The sequence below is a fragment of the Marinobacter sp. 3-2 genome (assembly GCF_003751355.1).
In the GTDB taxonomy this organism is placed as follows: Bacteria; Pseudomonadota; Gammaproteobacteria; order Pseudomonadales; family Oleiphilaceae; genus Marinobacter; species Marinobacter adhaerens.
The window spans coordinates 34295-50197 of sequence record NZ_RJUQ01000001.1; the positions used below are offsets into that span (position 1 = coordinate 34295).

Consider the following 15903-nt stretch of genomic DNA (forward strand, 5'->3'; position numbering starts at 1 on the left):
ACAAGCGGAGAACAGGCGTCATGTTGGAAAATTGCCGAAATGCCAGGGAGCGCTGGGGCGGCGTCAGCGAGCTGATTGATCGCTGGCTCAAGGAGCGTCAGGAGCTTCTGGTGCATTACTGCGACCTGTCCGGAGAAAGCGACTTCTCGCAGACCGAAGCATTGAGAGAAAAATTCGTACGCCTGTGTGAAGTTCTGGTGGATTACGTGTCTACCGGTCATTTCGAGATCTACGAGCAGTTGGTGCGAGAGGCCCGGGAATTTAACGATGGCGGGCTGGAGCTGGCTGCCAAGGTTTATCCCCGTATTGAGCAAACCACCGAGGTTGCCCTTAACTTCAATGACCGGCTGGATGGCCGGGATTTGTCCGAAGAGGATGTCAAAGAACTGTTCGGTGAATTGTCGAAGCTGGGTGAAACTCTGGAGACCCGGTTCGAGATGGAGGATTTCCTGATCGAGCATCTGCACAATGCCCATGCCGGCAAAGTAGCCTCTGCCTGAGAAATCCCTGAATCAAAAAAAGCCCCAGTCCGGCATCGCCGGCTGGGGCTTTTTCGTGTGGCAGCCTCAGAACTGACAGCTGCCTGTTCTGGCGCTTAGTCTCCGGAGCCAGGGTTGATCTCGAGTAGCTCGACATCAAACACGAGGGTCTCGTTGGGGCCGATCGCCCTGTTGCCGCCGGGGCCGTAGGCCAGATCGGACGGAATGTAGAGCTTGTAACGGGCACCCTCGCTCATCAGCTGCAGGCCCTCGGTCCAGCCGGGAATCACCTGGTTCAGGGCGAAGGTAACCGGCTCACCGCGCTCGCGGGAACTGTCAAATACTTCACCGGACAGCAGTTCACCGGTGTAATGCACCTGAACGGTGTCTGTTGCTGCCGGCTTTTCGCCGTCACCCTGCTCAAGTACTTCGTATTGCAGGCCGGATTCAGTGGTTTCCACACCTTCACGCTCTGCGTTCTCGGCAAGGAAGGCTTCGCCGGCATCCAGGTTCTTCTGGGCCAATTCTTCCATCTGCTTGCCCTGCTCTTCCTGCAGCTGCTGCTGGTAGGTCATCAGAGCCTGCTGGATTTCCTCGCGGCTCATGCGCTTGGCTTCTTCATCGCCGGCGTGGCCGTGCTGGATGCCCTGGAGGAACTGGTCCATCTGCAGATTCGGCAGGTCGTTACCCATGCGCTCACCGAGAACCAGGCCCATGCCATAGCTCACTTTCTGATCGGTGGAATCCAGTTTCGGTTGTTCCGGGGCTTCGGGGGGTGTGGAACAGCCGGCCACGAGGCCGGTCACTGCCAGTGCAAGGAGCGTTTTCTTCATTGCATTATCCTTTAACGTCGGTGCTTGGGGCAGGGCCCCGCGTTGTGTTTGTCAGAACGCAGAAGGTAACGGGTTCCGGCATCAGATGCCACTGAACATGTGTTAAGAAACCGGACGTGTCAGCTCAGCTGCCGTTGGTACCGGCAGCGGAGGGACCCAGGGAGAAAGGTGCGCTGTAGGGAGATTGCCAGTCTGTTTCCGGCTCCTGCGGCTGAATCCGGGGGAAGGCCTTGTCACGCCGCTCGATAGCGAGAGTATTCCAGCGGCCCTGTTCGGGCGGCTGGTCTGCGTAGTGCCAGTTGCCGTCGGTATCCTGCCATTTGAACACGATTTCGGGGCCCTCGGTGGGAATCGGGGACGGAACCAGACCTTCAAACGCGGGAATCTCGGGCTGCTCGTGCTCTGCCACAGGTTCGGAGACCTGCTCCGGGTCGTTCAGACCGAAGAAAATCAGCAACAGCAATAACCCGAGAGCCGGGAACGAGAGCCGTATGAGCCATTTCATCATCATGGCTGATGGTCTCCCTTGGGAAAGTGGGCCAGAGTATCGGCCAGTGTATTCAGCAAGGGCCTTGCATCCTCCTCAACGGGTAAGGTCGGTGCTGCCGCAAACAGATTGTTGATGATCAGTGCGTCGCGTCCCTGCATGTCTGCGTGTTCCGGGTTAATGGTCATTAGCGTTCGCCAGCTCAGGGCCAGTTCAATCTGTTCGGCTTCAAGCTCCAGGCCGGCGATGCCGGCGCGAAGCTTCTGACAGTTGTCGGCGCTGTCGGGCAGCGATTTCCGCGCGCTCCGGAGGGCAACGGTTACACGATCGCGCCACTCTGTTACCGTAGCGTCCTCGACCCCGGCGAAGACCCTGCCGGAGAGTGCAAGCCAGGCCGCACCGAGAATCCGCGTTACGCTCCAGCCCTGATTCTGAAGCGCCAGGCAGCTGTTCTGGACATCCGGACGTTTCCAGAACGCCAGGGCAAAACGCCAGAGCGGGTTGTCCGGTTCCAGATCTGCCGGAAGTTCCAGCGGCGGTGTCGAAAAATCCGGGGTGGTCGCCGAGCGGACCGACATAGGCGCTGTGCCTTCCCTGAACACTTTACGTTGATAAAATGAAAGCATGTTAACGATAACCGATCTCAGTTTACAACGGGGCGGCGTCTGGTTGCTAGAATCCGTCAGCCTGACGGTGCAACCCGGCCAGCGTGTCGCGATCGTCGGTGCCAATGGTGCCGGCAAATCCAGTCTTTTCCAGCTCTTGCTGGGCCAGTTGGCGCCAGAGCAGGGCGCCGTCTCTCTTCCGGGTGGTTGCCGGATTGCCCACATGGCGCAGGAGGTCGAAGCCACCGAGCGCAGCGCGAGGGATTTTGTTCTAGATGGCGACCTGGATTTGCGCCGCCTGGAAGGTGAACTTGCCAGGGCCGAGGCCGCAGGTGACGATCATGCCATTGCCCGCATACACGGCGAGCTGGATGTGCACGAGGCCTGGTCCGCCGGCCGCCGGGCCGAGGCTTTGCTGCGCGGGCTGGGATTCTCGGACGAGGACGCGAACCGGCCGGTATCGGCGTTTTCCGGTGGTTGGCGAATCCGCCTGAACCTGGCCCAGGCCTTGATGCGACCGTCCGATCTGCTGCTTCTGGACGAGCCCACCAACCACCTGGATCTGGATGCCTGTCTGTGGCTTGAGAATTGGCTGCGGCGCTATCCCGGGACCCTGCTGTTTATCTCCCACGACCGCGATTTCATGGATCGGGTCGCTACCCATGTCGTGCATTTCGATCGCCGTAACCTGGAACTGTATACGGGTAATTACTCAGCCTTTGAGGGCCAGCGCAGTGAGCGTCTGGCCCAGCAGCAGGCCGGTTTTGAACGCCAGCAGGCCAGGATCGCCGAAATCCAGCGGTTCATCGATCGGTTCAAGGCCAAGGCCACGAAGGCCCGTCAGGCCCAGAGCCGCGTCAAGGCTCTGGAGCGGATGGAGCGCATTGCCCCGGCCCATATCGATTCGCCGTTCAGCTTCGAGTTTCCGGTGGCCGAGAAGGTTTCCAATCCGCTGTTGTCGATACGCAATGGCAAGGCCGGGCACGGCAGTACTGCAATCCTCAACGGCATTAACCTGACCCTGTTGCCGGGCAGCAGGGTCGGGCTGCTGGGTCCCAATGGTGCGGGCAAGTCCACCCTGATGGATGCACTCCGGGGTGAGGGCACGTTGATGTCTGGTGATCGTACCTGTGGCGAGCATCTGGCCATCGGCTACTTTGCCCAGCATCAGCTGGAATCCCTGGATCTGGATGCCAGCCCTTTCCTGCATCTTCAGCGGCTTTCCCCGAAGGCGTCAGAGCAGAGTATACGGAATTTCCTTGGTGGCTTTGATTTTCATGGCGATGAAGCCCTGAGTGCCATCCGGTCGTTTTCCGGTGGCGAAAAGGCCCGCGTGGCGCTGGCCGTGATCGCATGGCAGAGACCCAACCTGCTCCTGCTGGACGAGCCCACGAACCACCTGGATCTGGAAATGCGCCAGGCTCTGACCATGGCGCTGCAGAACTTTGAAGGCGCTATTGTGGTGGTTTCTCACGACCGGCACTTGCTCAGGAACACCGTAGACGAGTTCTGGCTGGTCAATGATGGTCGGGTAACGGAGTACCAGGGCGATCTGGAAGACTATGAGCGTTGGCTGGCGGACCGCCGGAAAGACGAAACCGAGGCACCTAGGAGAGTGCCGGTCGGCCAGGAGGGGGCGCCCGAGGCCGCTGAAGCGGTGGGCGAGAGTGCCGAAGATCGGAAGGCGCGCAAGCGGGCAGAGGCGGCACTTCGCCAGAAACTCAGCCCCTACCGTAAAAAACAGAGTGCACTGGAAAAGGAAATGAACCAGCTTCAGCAGAAGCTGTCAGCTCTGGAAGAGCAGCTATCCGACCCTGACCTTTACGACGACAGCGGCAAGACCCGTCTGAAAGAGTTGTTGGCGGAGCAGGCCACCGCAACCGCCCGCCTGGAAGAGGTGGAGGCGCAGTGGCTTGAAGTTAGCGAAGAGGTGGAGTCCCTGGAGGCCGAGTTGGCTGGCTGAGCGCGCTCAGCCGCCGTTCAGTTCCAGAACAAAGTCCTGTTTGGCGAGATAGTCCCGTTCGTTTTCCAGGTCGGCCAGGGTCAGTGGCCTGTCATCCAGCCAACCTGACGGAAACTCCAGCACCAGCTTGTCCTTGTGTGCCGTCAGGGTGAAGGCCGGAGGCGGCTCCATGTTGCGTGGGTGTTGAATTAGAACCGCCAGGCGCACCAGCACGCAGAGGTAACGCAGCCTGGCAATGTCTTCCGGGTCCAGGCCCTCGAAGATTGCCGAGGCGAATTTTCGCCGGTGGCCGCGCACGAGAGTTGCCAGGTCGCGCTGGAACTGCTGGGTGAAGCCGGGCAGATCCGAGTAGCGCAACAGGTAGGCGCCGTGTTTATGGTACTGGCTATGGGAAATGGTCAGGCCGATCTCATGCAGTCGGCAGGCCCAGCGCAGTACTTCTTCATCTGCCGGGGTGTTCAGGGCCCAGGCGTCGGCAACCTGCCGCCATGCTGCCACGGCAGTCTCCTCAACGGCAGCGCCATGTGCCTGGTCAACGTGGTAACGCTCCTGAAGCGCAGAAATGGTTCGCTCACGGACATCCTCGTGCTGGATTCGCCCTACGATGTCGTAAAGCAGACCTTCCCGCAGAGCCCCATCGGCGAACGCCATGTCCTTGATACCAAGGGACTGGAATGCCCCCATCAGGATGGCAAATCCGGCCGGGAATATGCTCTGGCGGTCCGAGCGTACGCCCAGATCTCCCAGTTTTTCTGTTTTACCCATGTCCACCAGCCGCTTGCGAAGTTCCTGCATGGCGGCGAGGGTAATGGTGCCGTCGGTGATCTTCAGGGTCGCCAATACGCTGGCAATGGCTTTGATCGAGCCGGATGAGCCCACCGCACTTTGCCACCCCACGGAGCGGTAATGCTGGCGGATGTTGAGCAGTTCCTGTTCTGCGTGGGTCACTGCCTTGTCCATCTGCCGCCTGGTTATCTTGCCGTCCGGGAAATACCGGTTACGGAACGACACGCAGCCCATGTGCAGGCTTTCAAGCTCCTGGGGTTCAAACCGCTGGCCGATGATGAATTCGGTGCTGCCACCGCCAATATCAATAACCAGTCGACGCCCGATGTCGTCGGAGAGGGTATGGGAAACCCCCAGATAGATCAGGCGTGCTTCCTCGCGGCCGGCAATAATCTCTACCGGGTAGCCCAGCGCTTCTTCGGCCCGGGCCATGAACTGATGGGCATTGCGGGCCACGCGAAGCGCGTTGGTGCCGACAATCTGCACCGCCTCTGGCGGCATGCCCTTTAGCCGTTGAGCGAAGCGTCCCAGGCAGGCGAGGGCCCGCTCCTGGGCGTCTTCAGTGAGCCGGTTGTATTGGTCCAGCCCGGCGCCGAGCTGAACCTTTTCTCCCATCTTCTCGAGGGTCCGGATTTCCCCATGCACTAGTCGGGCAACCACCATGTGGAAGCTGTTCGAGCCCATGTCGATGGCTGCGAGTACCTCGGATGAGGCGGCAGCGTTTTCGGCGGTGGATGCGGCCGTCACGTGGTCGGAATCCTTTTGAGATGAACGTGCGGGGTACTATAAGCGAAATCCCTCAGGCCTGTCAGTAACCGGAAAACCGCGCATTTGACGAGGGTCAGGCCTGGATCGGTTCTTACCGCTTCACATCCGGCTGATCAATCGCGTAAAGTATGTCTTACCGTGATTTGGGTGAAAGGTTGTCCGTATAACCCGGACAGCCTTCAGCGACAGTCAACAGCACCTGTGCCCGGCAGGTTATTCCCTGAAAGGGACATGTCGATGTGCAGCAGTAGTGCATGAATCAGGAAAAGGTAATGAGCGGAAATATCGTAAATGTAACCGACGCTTCTTTTGAGCAGGATGTACTGCAGTCCGACGTCCCCGTTCTGGTGGACTACTGGGCAGAGTGGTGCGGCCCCTGCAAGATGATTGCCCCGGTGCTTGAAGAGATTGCCGACGAATACGACGGCAAACTGAAAGTCTGCAAGCTCAACATTGACGAGAACGAGCAGACCCCGCCGAAGTTCAACATCCGCGGTATCCCCACCCTGATGCTGTTCAAGAACGGCAACGTGGACGCCACGAAAGTCGGCGCACTCTCCAAATCCCAGCTGGCGGCTTTCCTGGACAGCAATCTCTGATTGCAGGCAGGTCACCAGAAACCGCCCCTGAGCCCAGGCTCACGGGCGGTTTTTTTATGGCCAGTTACTTCCAGTCCTCGGAGCGCGCCCGATCGGATTCTTTCTGTTCCACCCAGTGCTCTCCGTCTGAGGTGATTTCCTTTTTCCAGAACGGAGCGGATGTCTTCAGGGCGTCCATGATGAACTCGCAGGCCGCGAACGCGTCCCCACGGTGGGCGCTGCACACCCCGACGAAGACAATCTGGTCGCACAGCGCCAGCCTGCCTACCCGGTGAATCACCCGGGCCTTGCGCACATCCCAGCGCTTCGAGGCGTCATCAATGAGCCCCTGGATCACCTGTTCGGTCATTCCGGGGTAGTGTTCCAGGTAAAGCCCGGTAACGCCCTGCAAGTCACCGCTGTCCCGCACCAGGCCGGTAAACGTTGCAATGGCGCCGGTGCCGGCGCCACTGTCACGCAGCGCCGCGTATTCAGCGGCCACATCAAAATCGTCAGACTGGACCGAAATCATCTTAACCTCCGGTGACCGGCGGGAAAAAGGCAAGCTCGTCGCCGGCTTTCACCTCAGAGCCCGGTTTCGCCATGGCCTGGTTGATCGCAATCATAACCGGCTGGTCGCCCTGCAACTGATCCCAGGGGCCGCCCTGGCTGGCCAGCTCTGCGAGTACATCGCCCGCTGTGAGGCCAGGCCTGGCGTCGATAGCCAGCTGGTCGGTTTTCAGGTCTTCGCGCAGACGGGCGAAGAAGCGCACTGTAATCGTGTTATCACTCATGGTCAGCTCAACAGTTCCGCAAACGAGTAGTAGGTTAGCAGGTCGCCGGGGCTGACGGTGCTGTTTTCAGGCACCACGGCCAGGCCGTCGGCCCAACAGGTAGAGCTCAGGATGCCGGAGCTCTGGTTGGGATAGGCGGCCACCACCGGCCCGGATCCCCGGGATTCCTTGCGGGCCCGGACGAACTCCCGGCGTATCGACGGCGAGTCAATGGTAAAGTCTGCCGGTATCCGCTCGCCCGAGAGAGGTTTCGGGTTGCGCCCCTGGCGTTTCCGGATATAGGGTATGCCCACCATCAGGAAAGTGACCAGCACAGACCCCGGGTTGCCGGGCAGTCCCAGCACCGGGGTCCCCCCGATGGCACCAAAAGCCACCGGTTTCCCGGGCTTGATGGCCATCTTCCAGAGCGACAGACTGCCTGACTCCTCCAGCACTGCACGCACGTGGTCCTCTTCGCCCACGGATACGCCACCGCTGGTGATAACCAGGTCAGCGGCCTCGGCCGCACGCCGCAGTGTTTCGCGGGTCGCCTCGCGCTTGTCCCTGAGCGTTTCGCACAGAACGACCTCGCAACCGGCTTCGGTGAGCAGCCCCATCAGGGTGAAGCGGTTGCTGTTGTAGATCTGGCCCGGGCCGAGCGGCAAGCCAGGGTCCACCAGCTCATCTCCCGTTGACAGGATCGCGACTTTCAACCGCGCCAGGACGGCGACCCGGGCAACGCCCATGGAGGCCAGTAGTCCCATCTCATTGGGACGTACCTGTGTACCTTTTGCCAGAGCAAGATCGCCCCGGGTGAGATCCTGCCCCCGGCGGCGAATATTCTGCCCTTCGTCTACTTCCGCCTGTACAAGAATGCCGGATTCCGTCACCTCAATCCGCTCCTGCATGACCACCGAGTCGGCGCCCTCGGGAATCTCTGAGCCGGTAAAAATGCGCGCAGCGGTGCCGGGTTCCAGGGGCTTCGGTGCTTCACCGGCCGGAATCCGGGCCGAGACCGGTATTGGCCGGTCTCCATGCAGATCCTGTTTGCGCAGGGCGTATCCGTCCACCGCACTGTTGTCAGCCGGCGGCACGTCGGCCGGCACATAGTGGTTTTCGGCAAGTACCCGGCCCAGGGAGTCGGCCAGTGCGACGGTTTCAATCTGCGCAACCACCGGTGCTTCCGACAACAAGTGGTCCAGGGCATCTTCCAGGGGCGTGAGGTTTGGCTTGGCCATCAAGTCTTAACTCCGATCGGGATGTCTTCTGCCTCAGCGCTTGGCGCGCTGTCCAATGACTTCGTTGAGCCGCGACATTGGCTTCTCGGGTTTGCGCAAGACCAGCCCCGAGAAATTGCATGGTGTGTGACGGCTGTCCAGCTGACTGAGGAGAATGCCTTCCCAGCCGGTGCGGCAGGCGCCGGTCGAGCCGGGCAGGCAGAAGATCACCGTGTGGTTTGCCATTCCCGCCATCGCCCGTGACTGCACGGTTGATGATCCGATTTCGGCGGCTGACAGGCGGCGGAATTCCTCACCAAAGCCTTCGATGGTTTTGTCGAGCAAAGGCCTTACCGCCTCCGGTGTGCTATCTCGTTCAAGCAGGCCGGTGCCACCGGTAATGATCACTGCGTGCACCTGTGAATCGGCAATCCAGCCGGACAACAAGGCCCGCACCAGATAGACGTCGTCCGGCAGGATCCGGCGGGCGACCAGGTTGTGGCCGGCTTCGACCACGCTGTCCTCCAGAAATTGCCCGGACGTGTCCTGTTCAGGCCCACGGGTATCGGAGACGGTCAGCAGGGCAACGTTCAGGGGTTTCATTTCGGTACTGGGTACACTGCTCATGGATGGGCTCCATAATCGTTGAAAAGTTGTTATACGCCAGTATCGCCATCACGGGCTTTTAATGGAAGGGAGTAACCCATCAGGGGGAGGCGCCAGCGGCCGGTTGTGGCCGGTTTGGCGTGAAATTGCTGTTAATTTGTGCAGTGCACTTGACATTCGCCAGTCAGGTGGCCGATGATCGCTCTTGCCCGGCGAACGGTTGTTCCCACTCTCTGGCTTCAGTACCTTAATTCCGGACTCCATCTACACCGGTTGCTCCAACTGGCCAGCACCAAGTTCAGCGTTTTTTTACGATCAATACGTTCAGGGGCACCCCTGTCATTCCAATACTCGTTTACTTCCATTCCTGAAAATCCAACAAACTATGAATCTTACTGAACTCAAGCAGAAATCCGTGCCCGAATTGCTCGATATTGCGCAAGAGATGGGCCTCGATAACCTGGCTCGTTCGCGCAAACAGGATGTGATCTTCACAATCCTGAAGAAGCACGCAAAAAGCGGCGAAGACATCTACGGCGACGGCGTACTGGAAATTCTGCAGGACGGCTTCGGCTTCCTCCGTTCCGCTGACGCCTCCTACCTGGCAGGGCCTGACGACATCTATGTCTCTCCGAGTCAGATCCGCCGGTTTAACCTGCGCACGGGCGACACGGTCGCAGGCAAGATTCGCCCGCCCAAAGATGGTGAGCGCTACTTTGCCTTGTTGAAGGTCAGCGAGATCAATTTCGACAAGCCGGATAACGCCCGAAACAAGATTCTCTTCGAGAACCTCACGCCGCTGTTCCCGGACGAGCGCCTGATGCTCGAGGCCGGTAACGGCAGTACCGAGGATCTCTCCTCCCGGGTCCTGGACCTGGTTGCGCCCATCGGTAAAGGCCAGCGCGGGCTTATCGTTTCCCCGCCCAAGGCCGGTAAGACACTGCTGATGCAGAGCATCGCCCAGTCCATCACCCGCAACAATCCAGAGTGCCATGTCATGGTACTGCTGATTGACGAGCGGCCAGAGGAAGTGACCGAGATGCAGCGCACCGTGCGCGGCGAGGTCATCGCCTCCACGTTTGACGAGCCGCCGGCCCGCCACGTGCAGGTTGCTGAAATGGTGATTGAAAAGGCCAAGCGTCTGGTAGAGCACAAGAAGGACGTGGTCATCCTGCTGGATTCCATCACCCGTCTGGCTCGTGCCTACAACACGGTGATCCCGTCCTCCGGCAAGGTCCTGACCGGTGGTGTTGACGCCCATGCCCTGGAAAAACCCAAGCGCTTCTTCGGTGCCGCCCGTAACGTGGAAGAAGGTGGAAGCCTGACCATCCTTGCCACGGCGCTGGTCAACACCGGTTCCAAGATGGACGAGGTTATCTACGAGGAGTTCAAGGGCACCGGCAACATGGAAATCCACCTGGATCGCAAGATTGCCGAGAAGCGGACCTATCCGGCGATCAATATCCGAAGCTCCGGCACCCGTCGTGAGGATCTGCTGATGAGTGAAGCCGACATCCAGCGGGTCTGGATCCTGCGCAAGCTCCTGCACTCCATGGACGACGATACCGCCGCCATCGAGTTCCTGCTGGACAAGCTCAAGGACACCAAGACCAACGACGAGTTCTTCCAGTCCATGAAGCGTCGTTGATCTCTTCCCGGGTAGAGCGCCTCGCGAATAACTGGTGATCTGAAGAACGAGGTGGGGACCTGCTTTCACAGACTGTGTCTTGCCATGGATGGCAAGACCAAGCCCCCAGGGATGGGTTCACGGCGTGTCTGGGAAAGCAGGTCCTCACCTTGTTCTGACTCCGAAAAAAGCAGTCCAGCGACCACCGATCTCCGTAGTACTGGCATATCTGAACGGAGTAACCGATGAAATACAACGACCTGCGAGACTTCATTGACCAGCTGGAGAAGCTGGGTGAGCTGAAACGCATCAGCGTTGAAGTCGACCCCCATCTGGAAATGACCGAAATCTGCGACCGTACATTGCGGGCAGGTGGTCCTGCGTTGTTGTTTGAAAACCCCAAGGGCTATGACATGCCGGTGCTGGCCAACCTGTTCGGGACACCGAAGCGGGTAGCGTTGGGCATGGGGCAGGATAACGTCACGGCGCTTCGGGACATCGGTAAGCTCCTCGCGTTTCTCAAGGAACCGGATCCCCCCAAGGGTTTCCGCGATGCCATCGAAAAACTGCCGCTGTTCCGGCAGGTGATGCGCATGAGCCCCAAGGTACTGCGTTCCGCGCCCTGCCAGGATGTCGTGATCGAAAAGGATCAGGTGGACCTGTATCAGATTCCGGTGCAGCATTGCTGGCCTGGCGATGCCGGGCCGCTGGTGACCTGGCCACTGGTGATTACCCGTGGGCCCCATAAAGAACGCCAGAACCTGGGCATCTACCGGCAGCAGGTCATCGGTCGCAACCGTCTGATCATGCGCTGGCTGAGTCATCGCGGTGGTGCCCTGGATTTCCAGGAGTTCCAGAAGAGCAATCCCGGCCAACCCTATCCGGTGGCTGTGGCCCTCGGTGCCGATCCGGCGACCATTCTGGGGGCGGTGACGCCGGTGCCGGATACGCTGTCGGAATACGCCTTTGCCGGGCTGCTTCGCGGCAGCCGGACCGAGCTGGTCAAGGCGGGGCTGAGCGATCTTCAGGTGCCGGCGAGCGCTGAAATCGTGCTGGAAGGTTTCATCTACCCGGATGATATGGCGCCGGAAGGACCGTTCGGTGATCACACCGGTTACTACAACGAAGTGGACCACTTCCCGGTATTCACCGTAGAACGGGTCACTCATCGCCGGGATCCGATCTATCACAGTACCTATACCGGTCGCCCGCCTGATGAGCCGGCGATTCTCGGGGTGGCCCTGAACGAGGTCTTTATTCCGATTCTGCAGAAGCAGTTCCCGGAGATCGTGGATTTTTACCTGCCACCGGAAGGCTGTTCCTATCGCCTTGCAGTGGTGACCATGAAGAAACAGTACCCCGGCCATGCCAAACGGGTGATGATGGGGGTATGGTCGTTTCTTCGGCAGTTCATGTACACCAAGTTTGTGATTGTCACGGATGACGACGTGAATGCCCGTAACTGGGAAGACGTGATCTGGGCGATCACTACCCGGATGGATCCAACCCGGGATACCACGCTGGTGGAGAATACGCCCATCGATTACCTGGACTTCGCCTCGCCGGTATCCGGCCTGGGTTCCAAAATGGGGATGGATGCCACCAACAAGTGGCCGGGTGAGACCACCCGGGAGTGGGGTGAGCCGATCGCCATGACCGAAGAGGTGAAAAAACGCGTCGACGAGCTGTGGGATACCCTGGGTATTGAAAGTCCGGCATCCCGCCCCGACTGATATGGGCAGTGAACACAGGGCGGTGCGGCTTTTGCCCTCTGGTATCGCCTTCAATGCAGCGTCGGAGGCAGACTTGCTCGGCGCTGCCGCGCGGGCTGGCGTAGCGGTGCCGGTAGCCTGTCGCAACGGGGTATGTGAAATCTGCGAGGCCCGGTTACTGAAGGGCGCCGCGCTTAATACCCGAAACCAACAGACTATAAAGATCGGTGAGCGCTTGATGATGTGCCGTAGCATCGCGCTCACGGATCTGGAACTGGAGATATCCGCCGTTATGGCAGCTGGAAACAATCAGCCTGGCAAGTTTCAGGCAAAGGTCGTGGACGTAAGGTCGATCAGTCACGATGTCTATCGCGTTGAGCTGCAGCTTCCGCGGCGTCGGGAGCTGTCGTTTCATGCCGGGCAATATCTGTCGGTCAATCTGCCTGATGCTGACCCCTGTTACTTTTCCATCGCCAGCAGTCCATCGGACCAGAATATCGAGCTGCATATCCAGGCGACCCCCGAGTGGGTGTCGGCGCAGAAGGTGATTGATGCCCTGACGTCCGGTGGTGAGGTGACCGTGGAGCTGCCCCACGGCAAGGCCTGTCTGGCGTCAGTGCCGACCAGGCCGCTGTTGCTGGTGGCTGCCGGCACCGGCTTTGCCCAGATGAAGAGCCTGGTGGATTACCTCCGGGAAACGTCCTATGACCAACCGGTCAAGCTGTACTGGGGAGTTCGTCGGCACGAGGATATGTATCTTCGCGCCCTGGCACAGCAGTGGCAGGACGAGTGGCCCCGCTTCACGTTCCTGCCGGTGGTGGGAGATGACGAGGATAATGACTGGGCTGGCCATCACGACCAGCTGGTTCGCGCGGTTCTGGCATCCGGTATGGACTGGAAGAATGTGGAAGTTCATGCCAGCGGTTCGCCCACCATGGTGTACACACTGATGGATGCTCTGGTGGATGCGGGCCTGCCCGAAGAGGCGTTCTTTTCTGACGTGCTGGAGTACGCCCCCCGTTCGTGAAGCAGCCTGTGTAGTCGGATAAAAAAGGGCCAGATGAGACGTTCATCTGGCCCTTTCTCATTACACCCTGGCGCTAAGCCCTGGGCATCGGCAGTTCCGGCAGCCCGTTATCCTTGGCCAGCCCCTGCATCAACAGTTTGACGCTGGCTTCTTCCTCGCCCATGTGGGCATTCAGGCGGCTTAGCTCTGCCAGTGCCTCCCGGCTCCGCTTCAGCCGCAGGCTGGTCTCGAAATATTCACGGGCCTTGCCCCAGAGTTCGTTGCGAAGGCTCAGCCGTCCCAGGGCCAGCAGAAGCTCGGGGTTGTTGGGGCGGTCTTTCAGCCATTGTTCGGCCAGTAACAACTGTTCATCCGGTTTCTGGCCCTTCACCCGCCCGTACAGATTGATCAGCTCATCGCTCCAGTGGTTGCGCAGCACCTTGCGCAACAGGGTTTCGGTCTGTACCTCGTCGCCAAGGCTGGCAAGCAGGCGGGCGTAGTCCCTTATGGTGTATTCGTCGCGACGCAGGAAGCCCGGCAATTCGTCCCAGAGCCTGGTCAGCGGTTCCAGGGATGCCTCGGGATCCTGCTTCTGCTGGCGCCGGCAATCTTCCGCGGCACGCTCCAGCAGGTTATGCCAGACCTGGCGTTCCAGATCATTGAGTTCCGCTTCCGAGAGCACGCTGCGTTTGCGAAGTTCAGGCAATAACCTGGACAGTTCGCGCCAGTCTTCCAGGCGCAGATAGGTGTTTTTGAGCAGTTTCAGCACAAAGGGGTGATGGGGCGACTGTTTGCGAAGGCGAACCAGCGTGGCCAGGGCCTGTTCAAGGCGGTTGCCTGCCAGTTGCAGCTGGGCCTGGGTAATACCGACGGCCATGTCAGAGCCGGGGGTGCTGTCGAAGGCCTTGCGAAGCAGATCATCCACGGCCTCGTGATCACCGGTCTCGAACGATGCCTGGGCGGCGGCAAGATAATTGATCAGGGGCGTGTCGGCATGGCTTGCGGAGGATGTCAGCAGTTTGCGGGCCCTGGGCCAGTTGCCTTCGGCCAGCGCCAGCAAACCCTGGGTGGTCCGGCGTCGGGCCCGGCGTTCATTTCCGCGGGCAATCCAGCCCGCCACCAGGCCGGTGCTGGTTCTGAGTCGGCGGATAAGGTTGATGGTCAGGACGGTCAGCACGATCAGGGCCACGATCAGGCCCAGCCCCACCCAGAAGTTGGTTTCGATCAGGTAATGGCCAAGGCTGATCCGGATGTAGCCCAGATCATATTGCAATCCGAGGGACAGGCCGGTGCCAATCAGCAGCGCCAGCAGAACGATCAGTAACAGGCGAATCATGAATCACCGCCTCCATTACCATCGTCGGCGTTGTCCTCGCCATTACCGTTGTTGGCATTGAGGCGTCCGGCCAGCCGCTCCTTGAGCAGGTCCAGGGACTGACTGATATCCGGCAGCTCCGGGTCCACGTTCTTGCCGGCCAGCTCAGCCAGGGTTTCACTCAGGGCGGTGACCCGGGGATTGCTTGCGTTGTACCAGTCGTCAATGGTGGTTCGGGCCTTGGTAAGGGCGCGCTCATACAGCGGCTGGTTGCCCCGCAACACCGCCATCTCGGCTTCTTCCAGCATCAGCTGTAGGTTCAGTCGGGCATAGGCGCTCTGGTCGGGAGAGAGCAGGGGCTTGACCGGCTCGTCCATGCGGCGCACAACCACCACCTGCATCAGTGTTGCTTTCACTTTGTTCCAGGCCTGTACCACGGCGCCGGGTTCTTCGCCGGTTCCAGCGCTTTCTCCTTCTGCAGCGCTGACGACAAAGCCGGGCGCGTTCTCACTGATCAGGGCCTGGTCGGTAAGCTGGTGAATGCTGTCGATGGCCGCTTCCAGTGTCAGGTAGAGTCCGGTGCGGTCAACGCCGGTCAGGCCCTTGAGTGCGAGGATTTCGCGAGCCAGTTGCTGGCGAACCGGGTAGACACCGATGTCGTCGGATTCAGTCAGCACTTCGTCTGCCGCTTCCAGGGCCGACATGGCTCCGCGGATGTCTTTTTCGATCATCAACCGCTGATTGGCAATGCGCAGAAGGTATTCCGCCTCGGCCAGCAGCCAGTCCGTGCGCGTGCGGTTTCCGGCTTCCAGCAGTTCACGGGCATTGTGGTCGATCTGGCGCTGCTGGGTGGCAATCAGTTCCCGCTGGCTCGCCAGTTTCTCTTCAAGGGACTGCAGGCGCTGGCTTTGCTGGCTGCCGCGGTCGCCATAGAGATTTTCAAGCTGGGCGGTGTCCTGCTTCAGACTCTGGAGTGTCTGCATGACAGCCTGGTGGTTGTTCCACTGTTGCCAGCTCCAGAGCGCCAGGGCGATTGCGATAATCAGGGCGAGAATGGCAACCAGCCATACCGGCCAGAGTTTCTGGCGAGCAGGCGGTTCCTTGGAAACGGTTGCGGGCAGTTGATTCGTTGTCTCTGTCACGGGCGT

General features: G+C 59.9%; 16 protein-coding genes. 6 read left to right on the forward strand and 10 right to left on the reverse strand.

Translation table 11 applies throughout. The features are described from left to right. The first annotated feature begins 20 nt into the window (after positions 1-20). Entirely contained in the window at positions 21-500 is a 480-nt protein-coding gene (locus EDB94_RS00155) for an Rsd/AlgQ family anti-sigma factor (RefSeq protein WP_008169916.1), read from the forward strand. Between the two features lie 95 nt (positions 501-595). Here the strand turns inward: EDB94_RS00155 and EDB94_RS00160 are convergent, their stop codons facing one another. The 3 genes from EDB94_RS00160 to EDB94_RS00170 form a co-directional block, all read right to left on the reverse strand. Continuing rightward, positions 596-1312, reverse strand: coding sequence for an FKBP-type peptidyl-prolyl cis-trans isomerase (locus tag EDB94_RS00160; protein WP_008169914.1), 717 nt, complete (start codon positions 1310-1312; stop codon positions 596-598). Between the two features lie 124 nt (positions 1313-1436). Beyond that, on the reverse strand, positions 1437-1823 hold the full coding sequence (locus tag EDB94_RS00165) for a DUF4124 domain-containing protein (protein ID WP_014575835.1): 387 nt from the start codon (positions 1821-1823) through the stop codon (positions 1437-1439). Next, the gene (locus EDB94_RS00170; protein ID WP_108019502.1) at positions 1820-2377 is read right to left on the reverse strand and encodes a TIGR02444 family protein; all 558 of its coding nucleotides are present in this window, start codon (positions 2375-2377) and stop codon (positions 1820-1822) included. Before EDB94_RS00170 ends, EDB94_RS00165 begins: the two co-directional genes overlap by 4 nt. Positions 2378-2423: 46 nt before the next feature. Between EDB94_RS00170 and EDB94_RS00175 the strand changes: the two genes are divergently transcribed. Next, entirely contained in the window at positions 2424-4367 is a 1944-nt protein-coding gene (locus EDB94_RS00175; protein WP_108019504.1) for an ATP-binding cassette domain-containing protein, read from the forward strand. 6 nt (positions 4368-4373) lie between these two features. On the opposite strand, the gene ppx is transcribed toward EDB94_RS00175, so the two are convergent. After that, on the reverse strand, positions 4374-5900 hold the full coding sequence (gene ppx / locus EDB94_RS00180) for an exopolyphosphatase (RefSeq protein WP_053114142.1): 1527 nt from the start codon (positions 5898-5900) through the stop codon (positions 4374-4376). Between the two features lie 293 nt (positions 5901-6193). Here ppx and trxA point away from each other — a divergent pair, with 293 nt between their 5' ends. Beyond that, positions 6194-6520, forward strand: a complete 327-nt coding sequence (trxA, locus tag EDB94_RS00185) for a thioredoxin TrxA (RefSeq protein WP_008169901.1) — start codon at positions 6194-6196, stop codon at positions 6518-6520. Between the two features lie 64 nt (positions 6521-6584). On the opposite strand, the gene EDB94_RS00190 is transcribed toward trxA, so the two are convergent. Genes EDB94_RS00190 through moaB form a run of 4 tightly spaced genes read right to left on the reverse strand, consistent with a single transcriptional unit; the run spans position 6585 to position 9116 of the window. Continuing rightward, positions 6585-7031, reverse strand: a complete 447-nt coding sequence (locus EDB94_RS00190) for a molybdenum cofactor biosynthesis protein MoaE (RefSeq protein ID WP_014575841.1) — start codon at positions 7029-7031, stop codon at positions 6585-6587. A gap of 1 nt (position 7032) precedes the next feature. Beyond that, a complete protein-coding gene (locus EDB94_RS00195) occupies positions 7033-7293 on the reverse strand; it encodes a MoaD/ThiS family protein (RefSeq protein ID WP_041644897.1) in 261 nt (86 codons plus the stop codon). A 2-nt stretch (positions 7294-7295) separates the two neighbouring features. Further along, a complete protein-coding gene (gene glp / locus EDB94_RS00200; RefSeq protein WP_108019507.1) occupies positions 7296-8510 on the reverse strand; it encodes a gephyrin-like molybdotransferase Glp in 1215 nt (404 codons plus the stop codon). A 33-nt stretch (positions 8511-8543) separates the two neighbouring features. Then, positions 8544-9116, reverse strand: a complete 573-nt coding sequence (moaB, locus tag EDB94_RS00205; protein WP_053114150.1) for a molybdenum cofactor biosynthesis protein B — start codon at positions 9114-9116, stop codon at positions 8544-8546. 364 nt (positions 9117-9480) lie between these two features. Between moaB and rho the strand changes: the two genes are divergently transcribed. The 3 genes from rho to EDB94_RS00220 all read left to right on the forward strand — a co-directional run bounded on the left by rho (position 9481) and on the right by EDB94_RS00220 (position 13461). Beyond that, a complete protein-coding gene (rho, locus tag EDB94_RS00210; RefSeq protein WP_008169890.1) occupies positions 9481-10743 on the forward strand; it encodes a transcription termination factor Rho in 1263 nt (420 codons plus the stop codon). 224 nt (positions 10744-10967) lie between these two features. Beyond that, a complete protein-coding gene (gene ubiD / locus EDB94_RS00215) occupies positions 10968-12455 on the forward strand; it encodes a 4-hydroxy-3-polyprenylbenzoate decarboxylase (RefSeq protein WP_008169889.1) in 1488 nt (495 codons plus the stop codon). A 1-nt stretch (position 12456) separates the two neighbouring features. Further along, positions 12457-13461 carry a 2Fe-2S iron-sulfur cluster-binding protein gene (locus EDB94_RS00220; RefSeq protein ID WP_108019509.1) on the forward strand — a complete coding sequence of 335 codons (1005 nt, stop codon included), beginning with the start codon at positions 12457-12459 and terminating at the stop codon, positions 13459-13461. Positions 13462-13534: 73 nt separating this feature from the next. On the opposite strand, the gene EDB94_RS00225 is transcribed toward EDB94_RS00220, so the two are convergent. Both EDB94_RS00225 and EDB94_RS00230 read right to left on the reverse strand, forming a co-directional pair. Beyond that, complete coding sequence (locus EDB94_RS00225; RefSeq protein WP_014575848.1) at positions 13535-14776, reverse strand: heme biosynthesis HemY N-terminal domain-containing protein; 1242 nt, start codon at positions 14774-14776, stop codon at positions 13535-13537. Then, positions 14773-15897: a uroporphyrinogen-III C-methyltransferase gene (locus EDB94_RS00230; protein ID WP_108019511.1), complete on the reverse strand. Its 1125-nt coding sequence runs from the start codon at positions 15895-15897 to the stop codon at positions 14773-14775. Before EDB94_RS00230 ends, EDB94_RS00225 begins: the two co-directional genes overlap by 4 nt. Positions 15898-15903 lie beyond the last annotated feature (6 nt).

Excerpts from the sequence above, each read along its gene's own strand:
- EDB94_RS00155 (WP_008169916.1), top strand. The coding sequence starts at position 21 with ATGTTGGAAAATTGCCGAAATGCCAGGGAGCGCTGGGGCGGCGTCAGC.
- EDB94_RS00160 (WP_008169914.1), bottom strand. The coding sequence starts at position 1,312 with ATGAAGAAAACGCTCCTTGCACTGGCAGTGACCGGCCTCGTGGCCGGC.
- EDB94_RS00165 (WP_014575835.1), bottom strand. The coding sequence starts at position 1,823 with ATGATGATGAAATGGCTCATACGGCTCTCGTTCCCGGCTCTCGGGTTA.
- EDB94_RS00170 (WP_108019502.1), bottom strand. The coding sequence starts at position 2,377 with ATGTCGGTCCGCTCGGCGACCACCCCGGATTTTTCGACACCGCCGCTG.
- EDB94_RS00175 (WP_108019504.1), top strand. The coding sequence starts at position 2,424 with ATGTTAACGATAACCGATCTCAGTTTACAACGGGGCGGCGTCTGGTTG.
- trxA (WP_008169901.1), top strand. The coding sequence starts at position 6,194 with ATGAGCGGAAATATCGTAAATGTAACCGACGCTTCTTTTGAGCAGGAT.
- EDB94_RS00190 (WP_014575841.1), bottom strand. The coding sequence starts at position 7,031 with ATGATTTCGGTCCAGTCTGACGATTTTGATGTGGCCGCTGAATACGCG.
- EDB94_RS00195 (WP_041644897.1), bottom strand. The coding sequence starts at position 7,293 with ATGAGTGATAACACGATTACAGTGCGCTTCTTCGCCCGTCTGCGCGAA.
- glp (WP_108019507.1), bottom strand. The coding sequence starts at position 8,510 with ATGGCCAAGCCAAACCTCACGCCCCTGGAAGATGCCCTGGACCACTTG.
- moaB (WP_053114150.1), bottom strand. The coding sequence starts at position 9,116 with ATGAGCAGTGTACCCAGTACCGAAATGAAACCCCTGAACGTTGCCCTG.
- rho (WP_008169890.1), top strand. The coding sequence starts at position 9,481 with ATGAATCTTACTGAACTCAAGCAGAAATCCGTGCCCGAATTGCTCGAT.
- ubiD (WP_008169889.1), top strand. The coding sequence starts at position 10,968 with ATGAAATACAACGACCTGCGAGACTTCATTGACCAGCTGGAGAAGCTG.
- EDB94_RS00220 (WP_108019509.1), top strand. The coding sequence starts at position 12,457 with ATGGGCAGTGAACACAGGGCGGTGCGGCTTTTGCCCTCTGGTATCGCC.
- EDB94_RS00225 (WP_014575848.1), bottom strand. The coding sequence starts at position 14,776 with ATGATTCGCCTGTTACTGATCGTTCTGCTGGCGCTGCTGATTGGCACC.